The organism is Rhodococcus oryzae (assembly GCF_005049235.1).
Taxonomy (GTDB): domain Bacteria; phylum Actinomycetota; class Actinomycetes; order Mycobacteriales; family Mycobacteriaceae; genus Rhodococcus_G; species Rhodococcus_G oryzae.
The window spans coordinates 330,621-345,886 of record NZ_SUMD01000002.1; the positions used below are offsets into that span (position 1 = coordinate 330,621).

The following is a 15,266-nucleotide window of genomic DNA, read 5'->3' on the forward strand; positions in this document are numbered from 1 at the left end:
GATCGCGTCCCGCGGATCGCTTGTTCAGGCCTCCAACACAATAGCGATGCCCTGTCCCACGCCGATGCACGCAGCCGCGACCCCGATGCCCCCGCCGAGTCGGCGGAGATGGCGCAGGCAGTCGACCACCATTCGGGCCGCCGACGCGCCGATCGGATGACCAAGGGCGATCGCGCCGCCGAAGGGGTTGACGCGATCGACCGGGATGCCGGGGAGTTCACGCAGGCAGGACAGCACCATCGCGGCGAATGCCTCGTTGAGCTCGAGCACTCGAACGTCGGCGAGCTCGAGACCCGCTCGGTCCAGGGCCTTTGCGATCGCGGAGACGGGCGCCAGCGCGAACTTGTCGGGTTCGGTGCCGACGACCGCGGAGGCCAGCACCCGGCCGAGCGGTTCGACGCCGAGCTCGTCGGCGACGGCTCCGGTGCCGACCAGCGCCGCGACCGCTCCGTCGCTGATCGGGGACGAGTTCCCGGCGGTGACGCTGCCGCCGCTCGAGAAGGCCGGCCGCAGGGTGGCCAGGGTGGCGGCATCGGTCTCCCGGATGGGTTCGTCGCGGTCGAGGGTCGGGTGCGGCATCACGAAGCCGTCGTGCACGCCGTCCGTCCACGCCCGGCCGGCCAGCTCGTGTGACCGAAGCGCCCATTCGTCCTGCTCGAGGCGGCCGACGCCCAGCTGCTCCGCCACCAGTTCCGCGGATCTTCCGAGCGACTCGACCCAGGCCGCGGGAAATTTGGGGTTCGGCATGCGCCACCCGACGGTGGTGGGGATCAGCTCCATCGATCGCGGGAACGCGGCGTCCACGGGCGGGAGCACGTACGGTGCGCGGCTCATGCTCTCCGAGCCGCCTGCGATCGTGATCTCGGCGTCGCCGACCGCGACGCGCCTGACCGCGGACAACACCGCCTCGGCGCCGGAGCCGCACAGCCGGTTGACCGACACCCCCGGAATCGTGTGCGGAAGCCCCGCGAGCAGCAGCGCCATCCGGGCCACGTTGCGGTTGTCCTCGCCCGCGCCGTTGGAATTTCCCCAGACGACATCGTCGATGCGGCCCGGATCGAGCGCGGGGTGCCTGCGGACCAGGTCGGCGATCGGAAGCGCGGCCAGGTCGTCGGCCCTGACGCGCGAGAGCGCCCCGCGGGCCGCGCCGAACGGGGTTCGGACGGCATCGATCACCCACGGCGCGCGACGGTCCGACGGGGAAAGGCTCTGGGTCATGGGGACTCCTCCTGTGCGGTCGGGTGCGGCCCTTGCGGAATCTCGCCCGCCTGTTGTCTACTTCAATAACTGTAGCGAATGGAAGGAGCCTCATGTCGATAGCCGACGTGCTTCGTACCGCGGCCGATCGGTACGGGCCCGCGATCGCGATCGAGGACAGCTGCAAGTCTCGAACGTTCACCGAACTCTCCGACCGGGCACACGCGCTGGCCGGGGCCCTCGATGACCTCGGCCTCGCAGTGGGGAGCCGGGTCGTCGTCCTGCTCGGCAACGCCGTCGAGGCGGTCGAGGTCGATCTCGCGCTGGCGATCGGCGGCTTCGTCCGGGTCGCTCTCAATCCGCGCGTCGGATCTCTGGATTGGGAACGCGTTGTGCACGACTGCGCGCCAGACGCGCTGATCGTCGACCCTCGGATCGCGGGCGCGGCCGAGTTCACCGCCCGGACGCTCACCCCGACAGTGATCACCGTCGACGGGACCTCGTCGACCCTGCCGTCGCTCGACGAGTTGGCGACCGGAGCCGCCCGTCACGCTGCGATTCCTACGCCTGAGCCGGATTCGCTGTGCGCGTTGCACTATTCGTCCGGGACAACCGGGGTACCGAAGGGCGCCCAGCGGACCCACGCGAACCGGCTGGCTTCGCTGCGCGCGATGCGCGACCAGGTGCTCGCAGGCACCCTCGACGGCGCCGAGCCGGCGGTGTTCCTGCATGTAGGCCCCGTCATTCACACCAGCGGGCTCTTCGTGCTGCCGTTCCTCGAGGCCGGTGGACGACAGGTGCTGCTCGATCACATCGGCCCGGCGGGTCTGATCGACGCCGTCGAGGCCCACGCCGCGACCCACACCGCGCTGGTGCCCACGGTCATCGCCCGGCTGCTGGACTTCGACGACGACCGGCTGTCGGTGATGCGGCGCATGCGCATGCTCGCGTATGCGGGCGCACCGATGCCGGTCGAGCATGTCCGGCAGGCATACCGCCGCATCACGCCCAATCTCGTTCAGTACTACGGGATGGTCGAGGCGATCCCGCCCCTGACCGTGTTGACCGCGGCGGACCACCGCCGCGGCGTGCTCGAGAACCCCGACCTGCTCGGCTCGGTGGGTCGGGCCTGCCCGGAGGCGGACATCGTCATCCGCGATCTCGGCGATGCCGTCCCCAACGGGGAGGTCGGCGAGCTCGTCGTCGCAGGCCCCGCGGTCAGCCCGGGGTATCACAATGCGGGCACGCGAACGGATCTGGGCAAGAGCCATGTCGACGGCGTGCTCTACTCGGGCGACCTCGGCTACCGCGATCAAGACGGTTACATCCATCTGACCGGCCGCAGCAAGGACATGATCATCACCGGCGGATACAACGTTTATCCCCGCGAGGTGGAGGAGGCGATCTCCGCGATCCCCGGGGTCGACGATGTCGTCGTCGTCGGGCTGCCAGACGAGGTGTGGGGGCAACGCATCGTCGCCGCGTACACATCGACCGCCGACGCGGGGGTCGACGAGGGCGTCGTGCTGGCGGAGAGCCGCAGGCGGCTGCCCGACTACAAACGCCCCAAGGCCGCGCAGTGCGTCGACCGTCTCCCGTTGACCGCGCTGGGAAAGGTGGATCGGGCGGCGGCCGCCGAGCTGCTCGGCGCCCTGGGCCGTACCGCATCGTGAACTCACACAAGCACTTACACCGACAGCACCCAATAGAGGAACCATCATGACCGACTCTTTCCTGTCCACCCTGCGCCTGCCGGTCGTCGCGGCACCGATGTTCCTGGTGTCCGGCCCGGAGCTCGTCACCGCTGCCTGTACCGCCGGCATCGTCGGCTCCTTCCCGACGCAGAACTGCCGCACCGCGGCGGACCTCGACACCTGGATGGGATCGATCACCGATCAGCTCCGCGCGGCCGAGGCCGCCGCGGTCCCGGTCGCCCCGTGGGCGGCAAACGTGATCACCCACAGCAGCAACGCCCGGCTCGCTGACGACCTGCGCCTCATCGCCGAGTACAAGCCGCAGATCGTCATCACCGCACTCGGATCCCCGAAGCCCGTGATGGACATCGTCAAGGGATACGGCGGCACGGTGATCGCCGACGTGGTGAACCTGCGCCTCGCGCGCAAGGCCGCCGACGCGGGCGTGGACGGCATGGCCTGCGTGTCGGCGGGCGCAGGCGGACACACGGGCCACCTGTCGCCCTTCGCGTTCACCTCTGCCGTGCGCGAGTTCTTCGACGGGATGATCATCATCGGGGGCGGCATCAGTGACGGTCACGGTGTCGCGGGTGCGATCACCGCAGGCGCCGACCTCGTTTACATGGGTACCCGGTTCCTGGCGGCCGCAGAGAGCATGGCCGCGGACGGGTACAAGCAGATGGTCGTCGACCACGGTCCCGACGACCTCGTGGTCAGCTCCGCGATCACCGGCACCCCGGCCTCCTGGCTCAAGCCCAGCCTCGCTGCCTGCGGACTCGATCCCGACAACCTGACGCCGCCGATCGGGGAGAAGAACTACACCGCCGGTGCGGAATCGATGAAGCGATGGAAGGACGTCTGGGCGGCCGGCCAGGGGCTCGCGCCCATCCGCGGGATCGAACCGGTGAGCACGATCGTCGAGAGCATCGAGAAGGAGTACGTCACGGCGTTGCAGCGGTCGAGTCGGTTGATCGCGACGGCAGTGCGTTGAGTTCCGCGGCGCGCCCGCGCCGCCGACATGTCGCACGCCGTGGCTACGGTTGACCGGTGACCGCCAAGGCCCGCCGAAAGAACAGCCGCCAGTCGACGAAGACCGACTCCCCCGTTGCCGGTGCGGGGGAACGTATCTGGGTGCTGGAGGTGCCGTTCCGGGCGCCCTCCCCTGGTGCGAAGTACTACGGCGGAATCAAGGCCCACGCCTACGTCGGGTCGGTCCTGCCCGAGGAGCTGCGCCCCTTCGCGGCGAAGCCGTACTCGTACCAGCAGTGGGTCGAGGACGAGCTGAACGGCACCAGGGGCCCGTCCGCCGAGGCCGCCAGGAAGGAGTTGCGACCCGAACAGATCGAGGGGGCCGCCGCGATCGTCCGGGCGGCCGAGGCGGACTTCCGGGGCTTCTGCCTCTCCGACGACCCGGGCCTGGGCAAGACGCTCAGCGCGATCGCCGGCGCGAAGGCCGTCGCTCGACTGCGCGGTGGCGAGGCGATTCTCGTCACCGTGGATCGCCCGACTTCGATCACCATCCCACACTGGCGCGCGTCGATCGCGGCCGTCGGGGACGGCGGATACCGGTGGCTGATCATCTCCCCCGACCAACTCAAGAAGCTCATCGCCCGCAACGGCAGGCCGAGGTACCGGTTCGACGTCGTGATCAACGACGAGGCGCACAACTTCCGGCACGACTCGCAGCGCACGGACTACCAGCGTCGGGTGACCCGGCACCTCGACCCGCCAGAGAAGGCGCCGTTCGTGATCTCGCTGACCGCGACCCTCGGGCACCACCCCGGCGAGTGGCGGTACCTGTCGTCGCTGCTGGCGCAGGTGCACCGCGAGCCGCCGCAGCGGTGGGATGAGCTCGGCGCACGGCTGGTCGAGCTGGGGGTGCCGCTGGAGCGGTACATGGGCCGCTGGCAGTGGACTGCGGAGGCGAAGGCGTCCGGCCGGGTCCAGGCCGATGCCGTCGCCCGCGTGCGCGACGCGATGACCTCCGCCGAACCGCCGGTGATGCTGCACCGCGACGCGCCGTGGGGCCAGGCCCCGATCGACGGGCTGGGCGTCGACCTGACCTTCGAGCAGCGGCAGCAGTACGAGATGGAGTGGGGCGACTACCGGCGCGAGATGCAGCTCGCGCGAACCGGTTCCGACACCGCTCGCGGGCGGGCGGCGCTGATCCGGTTCCGGCAGAAGGCCGGGATGATCCGTGCGCCGCACACTGCGGACCTGGTCGCGGCGACCGTGGAACGCGGCTACCAGTGCCTGGTAGCGACGGAGATGGTGAGCACCGGCGCGGAGCCGGTGGCCGACCTGCTCGAGGATCGCGGCATCGCGGTGTCCCGGATCTTCGGCGGCCGCCGCGACGCCGAGAAAGAGCGGCTGCGGTTCCAGCGCGGCGAGACCCGGGTCGTCGTGTTCAACACGACCTCCGCCATCAGCCTGCACGCCGCCGAGCACCTCGCCGACGGGAGTCGCGCCACCGCCACCCCGCGGATCGGGTTCTTTCACCAGCCCCGGTACTCCGGCATCGCCGCCCGGCAGACCATCGGTCGCGCGCACCGCGACTATCAGGTCTGCCCGTGGTCGCTGCTCTACGCCACCGACACGGTCGAGGAGTCCGCGGCCACCACGATGGTCGGCCGGCTGATGGTCACCTCGGCCAGCGTCGACGGCGACACCAGCGCGTTGGCGTCGATCGCCCGGATGTTCAACGCCGACTGGATCGACGAGCGGGCCTTCGATTGAGTTGACGTGCGCGATCCGGGTCCCGCTCAGCGGGACAAATCGGTTCGGTGGTCGGGGCACGGCACCTAGCCTCCGATTCGGACGAACCCGGTCGCAGCCATCGGCTCGGGGGATATCTTCGGCAACTGGGTGTCGCTCGGTGCATGCCCATTGACCGATTCGGCATTTGGCCGCATCGCATCGGATCTTCTGTTCGAAGGGAATTTCATGGCGACCTACGTCATCACCGGCTGTGCCTCCGGCATCGGCGCGGCCACCAAGGCGCGGCTGGAATCCGACGGCCACCGCGTCATCGGCGTCGATCTGCACAACGCGGACGTCAACGTCGACCTGAGCACGGCCGACGGGCGCCGCGACGCGATCGCGCAGGTGGCCGCGCTGGCCGACGGCAGCATCGACGGATACGTCCCGTTCGCCGGCCTGGCCGCCGCCGCGGGCCGCCCCGCGAATCTGCTGATCGCGGTCAACTACTTCGGCGCCATCGAACTCCTCGAGGGCCTGCGCCCGCTGCTGGCCGCGGGCAAGAACCCGTCCGTGGTGCTGGTCAGCTCCAATTCCACCACCAGTCAACCGAACTGGCCGACCGATCTCGCCGACGCCTGCCTGGCAGGCGACGAATCGGGCGCCAACGCGGTCGCCGCGACATTCGGGGAGTGGGCCGCCATCCAGGCCTACCCGGCCACCAAGGCCGCGCTGGCCTACTACGCCCGGACGAAGTCCGCCGAGTACATCGCGCAGGGCATCCGACTCAACGCGATCGCGCCCGGCCTGATCGACACCCCGATGACACAGGAGGGGCGCAAGGACCCGCTGGTCGGCGCGGGCATGGAGCATTTCCTGTCCACCATCCCCGCCGGGCGCGGCGGCAAGCCCGAGGAGGTGGCCGCTCTGGTGGCGTTCCTGCTCGGCCCCGAGGCCAGCTACTTCGTCGGGTCCGTCGTGTTCGTCGACGGTGGCACCGACGCCGCGGCCCGCGGCAAGGACTGGCCGAAGGTGTGGGACCTGAGCTGACCGGTTCTCGAGGGCCGGCAACGGCGCAGGTCGGAGGCGACGCCTGCGAGAACTAGACTGGTGGTGGCCGCCCTGTCGCGGCCACCACCGGAAGGACCACAATCACACACTCTGCTGCCCCGAATGACATCTACTTCGTTCCCCCGGAGCAGGAGACGAGCGACGCCGTGCGGGACGCGTCCGCAGCAGCCGAGGCGCGGCTGCGTGATCGCCCCGAGGTCGTCCGGTTCAAGGGCCGCTTCGCGCTCTCGATCACCACGACGACCCCACACGAGGCCGTGGTGGAGGACCTGCTGTTCATCCGCGACACCCTTGACGCCGCCGGCATCGAATACCTGCTGGTGCGGGGCAACGACGAGCGACCGGTGATCGCCGTCAACTGGGCGGATCGCAAGAGCCTGCGCGCGGCTCTCGTCGCGGCGTGCGAGGACCTCCCGTTCTACTCGAAGACCGTCGATGCCAAACGTGGCCCGGCGGTCCTGGTGGCAGACGGCACGCTGTCGACCACGTCGAAGGCCCGAATCTTCCGGTTGTTCCGGCCGCGGGTCGAGGTGGCGAGCGGACTGAACTACGGGGCGTCGACGGGCGTGCAGATCGAGCTGTGGTCGATGTCGGAGGACGAGATCGTGCTGCCGATCGAGAACTCGCTGACCCGACGAACAGTGCGCCCCGAAGAGGCCGTGCGGGGCACGGTCGAACGGTTCGGCAAGGTGTGGCCGACCATCGAGAACATGTTTGCCGACCACGCGTCGGACATCAACTTCGATGTGGACCTGGTGTTCTCGTGGGTTGACGGCTCATCCAAGGAATGGCAGGCGCAGCGCGCCAAGCGCATGCAGAACTATGTGGTCGGGGCGGGCGACGACTCCGAGGCCCGCTTCCGTCAGATCGACGAGTTGAAGTACGCGCTGCGGTCCGTCCACATGTATGCGCCGTGGATCCGGCGCATCTTCGTCGCCACCGATTCCGCCCGGCCCGCCTGGCTGGCCGACGACCCCCGGGTCACATTCATGCCGAGCGAAGAGTTCTTCGCCGACACGTCGGTGCTGCCCACCCACAACTCGCAAGCCGTGGAATGCCAGCTGCACCACATCCCAGGCCTTGCCGAGCACTTCCTGTACTCCAACGACGACATGTTCTTCGGCCGGCCGGTCGGACCCCAGATGTTCTTCTCCCCCGGTGGCGTCAGCATGTTCATTGAGGCGACAACGCGAATCGGATTGGGCCACAACGACGGGGAGCGCAGTGGGTTCGAGAACGCGGCGCGGGTCAACCGGCGGTTGCTGCAGGATCGTTTCGGTCTGATGACCACCCGGCACCTCGAGCATGCGGCCACTCCGCTGCGCAAGAGCGTGATGGCCGAGATGGAGGAGGAGTTCCCCGATGAGTTCGCGGCCACGGCCGCAAGTGCATTCCGGGCGAGCGCCAACATTTCGGTCACCAACTCGCTGTATCACTACTACGCGCTGATGAGTGGACGCGCGGTGGCGCAGACCGCCGCGCGGGTGAAGTACGTGGACACCACCATGAAATCCGGTCTCAAGGACATGGATTCGCTTCTCGCGAAGCGGTCGATGGACTTCTTCTGCCTCAACGACGGCAGCGCGCCCGAGATCGATCTCGAGCTGCGCACCGAGAAGGTGACGCAGTTCCTGGAGAACTATTTCCCCATCCCTGCACCCTGGGAGTCCCCGCAGGCGCTACGCCCCTAGATCGTCTACCGACCCGGACGGGCGTGTGTCAGGTGGGATACCGATCCGGAGCCCGGCCATTTCTTCAGCCCCACGCGATCGGGCGTGACCCTTTTGTTCACGTACTGGGCTTCGAGTTCCGGGTCGGCTGTGCCAGTGAACCGCCACAGCGTGGTGTCGGTCGACCGCGGCACCATTGCCCACGACTCCGCGCGGTACACGGCACGAACGATGTTGTCCGCAAAGACGATTACCGGAATCTTGGCCGAGTCGCGCACAGCGTTCCCGGCGGCCCACGACTGCCGTGACATCGCGTAGATCTCATCCGGTGTCGTGCCCCGCTTTGCCGCACCCTTCACCTCGACCAGGAAGCACGGGGTGGGCAGGTCCGGTACCGGTTCCGCCGCGTACTGCAGCACCAGGTCATCGACCGTCGCCGCAGTGGTTTCGAGGGGGCCGTCTGAGGGGTTGGTGACTCCGGGGAATTCGGTGTCCGGCTCGATCAGGCCGAGCACTCCGACCAGCGCCCGGCCGATCTCGTCCGCGACCCGATCGTCATCGGCGGACGTGATCCGGTGCGCCACAATGAAATGCTCCACCTCGTGGCCGGAGTCGTAGACGTCGCGAATGCGACCGATTGTCGCGGCCGTGCTCTCGGAGCTGTCCTTCTCCTGGCGCTCGAGCAATCGGAGACTCTCGTTCTCCTCCAACGCCGCCCAGACATGGCCGAAGACTCGGTTGCCGCGCCCACTCCCCACGTAGAAGACCGACCGGTTGCGTGGGTCGAGCAGCGCGTAGACGTACCTCCCCAACTGTTCGGCCACTCGCGCAGGCAATGGCTTGGGAGCGGGACGCGTCTGATGGACCGCCGTCACGATCAGGCGCAGCGCGGCGAGCCGCAACGCAACCGGGACACCGTGGCCGCCGCCATCGGTCCGATCGAACAGCGCCGCCGATGCCGACTGCACCGACGTGAACGTGCGGCCCACGTGGCGCCCGAGTGACGTGGTCACCTCGGCGAACTGCGCCAGCCGCACCCGCGGATCCGGCGATGCGTCGGCCAGGTCGTTGGATGCGAGAAAGGTCTGGACCTCGGGCGAGGCAAGCCAGCGCGGTGTGATGTCGATCGGAACTGTCCAGACGGTAGCCATGCCCCGACTCTAGGTGAAGATCTCCGCGACGTAGCCGGTCGCGCGCCCGGCTACACCCGGTCGGCGCTCACCGGCACCACCGGGAGTTCGCTGTCTGCGATCCGGACCCGGGCCGCGTCGAGGCGCTGCGCGGTCTCCCCCGCGGTGACGTACTCGCCGACGATGTCCTGGCCGCCCATCGGGACGACGGAATGAACGATGGTGCGTGGGTAGACGTGCACCATGTTGTGGCCCTGGGCGCCGTCGCGTCCGCGCTGGGCTCCGGGCGGCACGGTGAGATCCTGCGTGTAGCAGGTGGCGGATGCGACCGAGACGGGGATGCCGGCGAACATCGCGGTCGTCGAGTAGTGCAGATGGCCTGCCAGGATGGCCCGCACATCGCTGCCGCGCAGCACCTCCGCGAGCCGCGTCTGGTCGCGCAACTCCACGAGCACCGCAAGATCCTGCACGCACGGAACCGGCGGGTGGTGCAGCGCCAGGATGGTGCCGTGTGGTGCCGACGTCTCGAGTTCGGCTGCAAGCCAGCGCAGTTGGGACTCACCTATCTCGCCGTAGTGGTGTCCGGGCACGGTCGAGTCGAGGGTGATGATGCGCAGGCCGTCGACGTCGTAGGTGCGATCGACAGGCCCGGTTTGCGGATCCTCGTCGAACAGCACGGCGCGGAAGTGAGCGCGGTCGTCGTGATTGCCCGTGGCCCAGATGACCTGCGCGCCGAGCGAGTCCGCGACGGGGTCGACGAGGGCGCGAAGCTTCGCATAGGCGCCGGGTTCGCCCTTGTCGGCCAGGTCGCCGGTGAACACCAGCGCATCGGGCCTCGCGTGTGACGCCTCGATCTCGGCGAAGATCTGCCGTAGTCGGGCCTCGCTGTCGACCGCGCCGTAGAGCGTGTCGGGGCGATCGAGCAGGTGGGTATCGCTCAGGTGGAGCAGGACGTGTGATGGGCGCGGATACTCGGCCGTGCGCATGTTGTTGATCGGTCTCTCGCTTCCGCTCGCCCCCGACGTGCAGGTGCCCGGCTGGGGGCACCTACCCGGACTCCACACTAGCCAGGTGGATGCCCGGGGGCCGAAGGTGTGGCAGATCGACGGCTGAGCCTCGCGGCACGACGGGTCGGACCGGGGAACCGGGCCGACCCGCCGTCCGGCGTTAGGAGCCCGCTCGGATCCACTCCTCCAGATGCGGCGACTCGGTGCCGATCGTGGTGCCGTCGCCGTGCCCGGTGTGCACCCGGGTCTCCGCGGGCAGCGCGAACAGCCGGTCGCGGATCGATCCGATGATCGTCGGGAAATCGGAGAAGGAGCGTCCGGTGGCCCCAGGTCCACCGGAGAACAGGGTGTCGCCGCTGAACAGCTCGCCCGCCTCGGGCAGGTACAGGCAGGTCGAGCCCGGAGAGTGGCCCGGCGTGTGAATGGCCTGGATCTCCGTGCCCGCCACCGCGATCCGCTGTCCGTCCTCGAGCGGGAGATGCGCGACATCGGGGTGGGTCATCCGCCACAGCACGTCATCGGCGGGGTGCAGCAGGATCGGCGCGTCGAGGCGCTCCGATAGCTCCGGTGCCACCGTCACGTGGTCGTTGTGCCCGTGGGTGAGCACGATCGCCTTCACCCGCCTGCCCGCGACCGCATCGATGATCGGCTGCGCGGTGTGTGCCGCGTCGACGATCACCACCTCGGTGTCGTCGCCGATCAGCCAGATGTTGTTGTCGACGTCCCAGGTGCCGCCGTCGAGGCTGAAGGTGCCGGACGTGACGACCCGGTCCACCCGCACGTCGCTCACAGCACGACCACCGAACGCAGCACCTCGCCGCGGTGCATGGACTCGAAGGCCTGCTCCACCTCGTCGAGCGCGATCCGCTCGGTGACGAACTTCTCCAGCGGCAGCCGGCCCTGCTGGTACAGGTCAACGAGCATCGGGAAGTCGCGCTCGGGCAGGCAGTCGCCGTACCAGGACGACTTGAGTGCGCCGCCGCGGGAGAAGAAGTCGATGAGCGGCATCTCCAGCGTCATGTCCGGGGTCGGCACGCCGACCAGGACCACGGTGCCGGCGAGGTCGCGGGCGTAGAACGCCTGCTTCCACGTCTCCGGCCGTCCGACCGCATCCACCACCACGTCGGCGCCGAAGCCGCCGGTCAGTTCCTGCACGGCCTCGACCACGTCGTCGACCTCGGCGGCGTTGATCGTGTGGGTGGCGCCGAGTTCGGTCGCCCACTCGAGCTTGCGGGGGTCGCGGTCGATCGCGATGATCGTGCCCGCGCCCGCCAGCCGGGACCCCATGATCGCGGCGTCACCGACGCCGCCGCAGCCGATGACCGCGACGGAGTCGCCGCGGCCGACGTTGCCGGTGTTCATGGCCGCACCCATGCCCGCCATGACGCCGCAGCCGAGCAGACCCACCACCGCGGGATCCGCGGACGGGTCCACCTTCGTGCACTGACCGGCGTGTACCAGGGTCTTGTCCGCGAACGCGCCGATACCGAGGGCGGGACTGAGCTCGGTGCCGTCCTCGAGGGTCATCTTCTGCGTCGCGTTGAAGGTGTCGAAACAGTACTGGGGGCGTCCACGCTTGCAGGCACGGCACTGACCGCAGACGGCACGCCAGTTCAGCACCACGAAATCGCCAACCGCGACCGAATCGACGTCGGCACCGACGCTCTCGACGATGCCGGCCGCCTCGTGCCCGAGCAGGAACGGGTACTCGTCGTTGATGCCGCCGTCGCGGTAGGTGAGGTCCGTGTGGCAGACCCCGCAGGTCGAGACGGCGACGACGACCTCGCCGGGCCCGGGGTCGGGGATGGTGATCGTCGCGATCTCGACCGGCGCTCCCTTGGAGCGGGCGATGACACCCCGAACCTGCTGCGACATGGCGTTGTCTCCTTCGAACTCGTGTGGATTCATGGCGGTACGAGCGCCGGGTTCGACGGTAGTCCAACCGGCGTTCGCCGTGCCCGGAGCGCGTCGAACGGAGATAGTTTGCAGGGACCGATGAGTTTTCCGATCGGCGATGGTCTAACCGTTCGACGACCTCGGAAGCCGAGGACGCAGCGACGCAACCGATGACAGGAGCAGACAATGTCCCGCATGCTTTTCGTGAACCTGGCAGTGAAGAACATCGAGGCGACCCGGAAGTTCTTCGACGGGCTCGGATTCGGGTTCAACGAGACCTTCAGCGACGAGAACTGTGCCTCGATGGTGATCAACGACCTGACCACGGTGATGCTGCTGCAGGAGGCGCGGTTCCGCGACTTCATCTCCGATGACATCTGCGACACCTCGAAGTCTCGTGAGGCCCTGCTGTGCATCTCCGCCGACAGCAGGGAGGAGGTCGACTCGCTGGTCGACACCGCCATCGGCGCGGGCGGCTCGGCCTGGATGGAGGCGCAGGACCAGGGTTTCATGTACGGCCGCGCATTCCGCGACCTGGACGGGCACGTCTGGGAGGTCATGTGGATGGACCCCGCCGCCATCGGCTGACAGCGGCTGCGCCGCCCGCGCGCGAGTTGCACCCAATCGGGGACAACACGCGCACGGGCGCCGAAGGCGCATAGTTTTCGTATGGTCGAACCGATCGACGAGCTGTTCATCGAGACCGTCGCGGCGATGGCGAGCCCGACCCCCAGGCGCTCGCCGGCCCCGGGGGAACCCGTCCGCGAGGGTTCGGTGCTCGCCGTGGCCCGCTGCCTGGAGCTCTTCGACGCCCAGCTCGGCAGCAGACATCTTGATCTCGCCGCCCGCGTGCTGCGGGCCGGTGGCGAGGGCTTCTACACGATCGGTTCCTCGGGTCACGAGGGCAACGCGGCCGTGGCGGCTGCGCTGCGTCCGACGGACCCGGCGTTGTTGCACTATCGGTCCGGCGGCTTCTTCCTCGAACGCGCGCGCCAGGTCGGCGGCGGCGATCCGCTGCGGGACGTGCTGCTCGGGGTGGTCGCGGCAGCCGCCGACCCGATCTCCGGCGGGCGGCACAAGGTGTTCGGCCGGCACGACCTCGCGGTGATCCCGCAGACCTCCACGATCGCCTCCCACCTTCCGCGCGCGGTGGGCGTCGCGTTCGCGATCGGCAGGGCCCGCAGGCTGTGTGTCGATACGCCCTGGCCCGCGGATGCGGTGGCGGTGTGCAGCTTCGGGGACGCCTCCGCCAATCACTCGACGGCGGTCGGCGCGATCAATGCGGCGGCGCTGGGTGCGTACGAGGGGCTACCGCTGCCCTTGCTGTTGGTCTGCGAGGACAACGGCATCGGCGTCAGCGTGCCCACCCCCTGGGGCTGGATCGAGTCCGCCTACACGGGCCGGGTGGGGCTCGAGTACTTCGCCGCGGACGGCTGCGACCTCGCCGCCGCTGTCGACGCGGCAACGCGCGCCGCGCATTGGGTGCGCGAGCACCGGCGCCCGGCGTTCTTGCGCCTGCGCACGGTCCGGCTGATGGGGCACGCGGGCTCGGACGTGGAATCGGCCTACCGATCTCCCGCGGTGATCGCCGCCGAACAGCGCCGTGACCCGCTGCTCGGCACCGCCCGGCTGCTCGTCGAATCGGGGGCCCTGACGCCTGCCGAGGTGCTCGCCCGGTACCAGCGCAAGCGCGACGAGGTGCTGGCTCTCGCCCGCGAGGTCACCCTGCTCCCCCGGCTGACGACCGCGGCCGCTGTGATGTCCCCGCTGCGCGGGCCGGACCCCGGGTCGGTGGCCGCCGAGGTCGGCATACCGGCCGGGACACGTTCTCGAGCAGAGGTTTTCAACGGTGCACTGCCGGAGCAGGCGGGTCGTCTCACCATGGCACAGTCGATCAACCGTGCCCTGCTGGACGTCCTCGCCGCCCACCCCGAGGCGGTGGTCTTCGGTGAGGACGTTGCGCGCAAGGGTGGGGTCTACGGCGTCACCCGGGGGCTCGCGAATCGGGTGGGTGGGGCTCGGGTCTTCGACACCCCGCTCGACGAGCAGACCGTGCTCGGGCTCGCGCTCGGCGCGGGCGTCTCCGGGCTGCTGCCCATCCCGGAGATCCAGTACCTCGCCTATCTGCACAACGCGGAGGACCAGATTCGGGGCGAGGCAGCGACATTGGGATTCTTCTCGTCCGGCCGCTACCGCAACCCGATGGTGGTGCGGGTCGCCGGTTACGGCTACCAGAAGGGCTTCGGGGGGCACTTCCACAACGACGACGCGGTCGCCGTGCTGCGCGACATCCCAGGCCTCGTGGTGGCCTCCCCCGCCCGGCCAGAAGACGCCGCCGCGATGCTCCGCACCTGCGTCGCGGCCGCGAAAACCGAAGGCGCGGTGTGTGTTCTCCTCGAACCGATCGCGCTGTACCACGAGCGGGACCTGTACGAGCCCGGGGACGAGGGCTGGCTGGCGCCGTACGAGGGGCCGGGCCGTTGGGTCGAGACACACGTTCCGATCGGGAGCGGACGCACCCACGGGGACGGAACGGACCTGACCATCGTGACGTTCGGCAACGGACTCCGGATGAGCCTGCGGGTCGCCCGCCGTCTGCGCACGCGCGGTCTCGACGCGCGCGTGTTCGACCTACGCTGGCTGGCACCGCTGCCGGTGGCGGACCTGCTCCGCGAGGCGCGTGTCACCGGGCGGGTGCTGGTGGTCGACGAGACCCGCCGGTCGGGCGGCGTCTCGGAGGGGGTGATCGCGGCGCTCGTCGACGCGGGTTTCGAGGGCGCGATCGCGCGGGTCACGAGCGAGGACAGCTTCGTCCCGCTCGGCGAGGCCGCGCGTCTTGTGCTGGTCTCCGAGGATCAGATCGAGGCGGCGGCGGTGGGGCTGGTCGGCCGCCGCCGGTGATGG

12 protein-coding genes are annotated in these 15,266 nt (G+C 69.3%); 7 read left to right on the top strand and 5 right to left on the bottom strand.

Annotated features, from left to right (window positions below):
* Positions 1-24 precede the first annotated feature (24 nt).
* On the bottom strand, positions 25-1,218 hold the full coding sequence (locus FCG67_RS04915; protein ID WP_136907645.1) for a thiolase family protein: 1,194 nt from the start codon (positions 1,216-1,218) through the stop codon (positions 25-27).
* Between the two features lie 92 nt (positions 1,219-1,310).
* Here FCG67_RS04915 and FCG67_RS04920 point away from each other — a divergent pair, with 92 nt between their 5' ends.
* The 5 genes from FCG67_RS04920 to FCG67_RS04940 all read left to right on the top strand — a co-directional run bounded on the left by FCG67_RS04920 (position 1,311) and on the right by FCG67_RS04940 (position 8,350).
* Entirely contained in the window at positions 1,311-2,870 is a 1,560-nt protein-coding gene (locus tag FCG67_RS04920) for a class I adenylate-forming enzyme family protein (RefSeq protein WP_136907647.1), read from the top strand.
* Between the two features lie 46 nt (positions 2,871-2,916).
* Positions 2,917-3,882 (top strand): NAD(P)H-dependent flavin oxidoreductase, encoded by a 966-nt coding sequence (locus FCG67_RS04925; RefSeq protein WP_136907649.1) that lies wholly within the window; start codon positions 2,917-2,919, stop codon positions 3,880-3,882.
* 56 nt (positions 3,883-3,938) lie between these two features.
* Positions 3,939-5,627, top strand: a complete 1,689-nt coding sequence (locus tag FCG67_RS04930; RefSeq protein ID WP_136907651.1) for a DEAD/DEAH box helicase family protein — start codon at positions 3,939-3,941, stop codon at positions 5,625-5,627.
* Between the two features lie 207 nt (positions 5,628-5,834).
* Positions 5,835-6,638: an SDR family oxidoreductase gene (locus FCG67_RS04935; RefSeq protein ID WP_097213507.1), complete on the top strand. Its 804-nt coding sequence runs from the start codon at positions 5,835-5,837 to the stop codon at positions 6,636-6,638.
* A gap of 200 nt (positions 6,639-6,838) precedes the next feature.
* Complete coding sequence (locus FCG67_RS04940; RefSeq protein ID WP_425467798.1) at positions 6,839-8,350, top strand: stealth family protein; 1,512 nt, start codon at positions 6,839-6,841, stop codon at positions 8,348-8,350.
* Positions 8,351-8,355: 5 nt separating this feature from the next.
* Here FCG67_RS04940 and FCG67_RS04945 read toward each other — a convergent pair whose 3' ends face one another.
* The 4 genes from FCG67_RS04945 to FCG67_RS04960 all read right to left on the bottom strand — a co-directional run bounded on the left by FCG67_RS04945 (position 8,356) and on the right by FCG67_RS04960 (position 12,341).
* Complete coding sequence (locus FCG67_RS04945) at positions 8,356-9,480, bottom strand: LEM-3-like GIY-YIG domain-containing protein (protein WP_136907655.1); 1,125 nt, start codon at positions 9,478-9,480, stop codon at positions 8,356-8,358.
* Between the two features lie 50 nt (positions 9,481-9,530).
* Positions 9,531-10,445 carry a phosphodiesterase gene (locus tag FCG67_RS04950; protein WP_136907657.1) on the bottom strand — a complete coding sequence of 305 codons (915 nt, stop codon included), beginning with the start codon at positions 10,443-10,445 and terminating at the stop codon, positions 9,531-9,533.
* A 181-nt stretch (positions 10,446-10,626) separates the two neighbouring features.
* A complete protein-coding gene (locus FCG67_RS04955) occupies positions 10,627-11,256 on the bottom strand; it encodes an MBL fold metallo-hydrolase (protein ID WP_136907659.1) in 630 nt (209 codons plus the stop codon).
* Entirely contained in the window at positions 11,253-12,341 is a 1,089-nt protein-coding gene (locus tag FCG67_RS04960) for an S-(hydroxymethyl)mycothiol dehydrogenase (RefSeq protein ID WP_136907661.1), read from the bottom strand. The genes FCG67_RS04955 and FCG67_RS04960 overlap by 4 nt, the downstream gene beginning before the upstream one ends.
* A gap of 207 nt (positions 12,342-12,548) precedes the next feature.
* Between FCG67_RS04960 and FCG67_RS04965 the strand changes: the two genes are divergently transcribed.
* Both FCG67_RS04965 and FCG67_RS04970 read left to right on the top strand, forming a co-directional pair.
* Positions 12,549-12,950, top strand: coding sequence for a VOC family protein (locus FCG67_RS04965; RefSeq protein WP_136907663.1), 402 nt, complete (start codon positions 12,549-12,551; stop codon positions 12,948-12,950).
* Positions 12,951-13,031: 81 nt separating this feature from the next.
* Positions 13,032-15,263: a thiamine pyrophosphate-dependent enzyme gene (locus tag FCG67_RS04970; RefSeq protein WP_136907665.1), complete on the top strand. Its 2,232-nt coding sequence runs from the start codon at positions 13,032-13,034 to the stop codon at positions 15,261-15,263.
* The last annotated feature ends 3 nt before the right edge of the window (positions 15,264-15,266 follow it).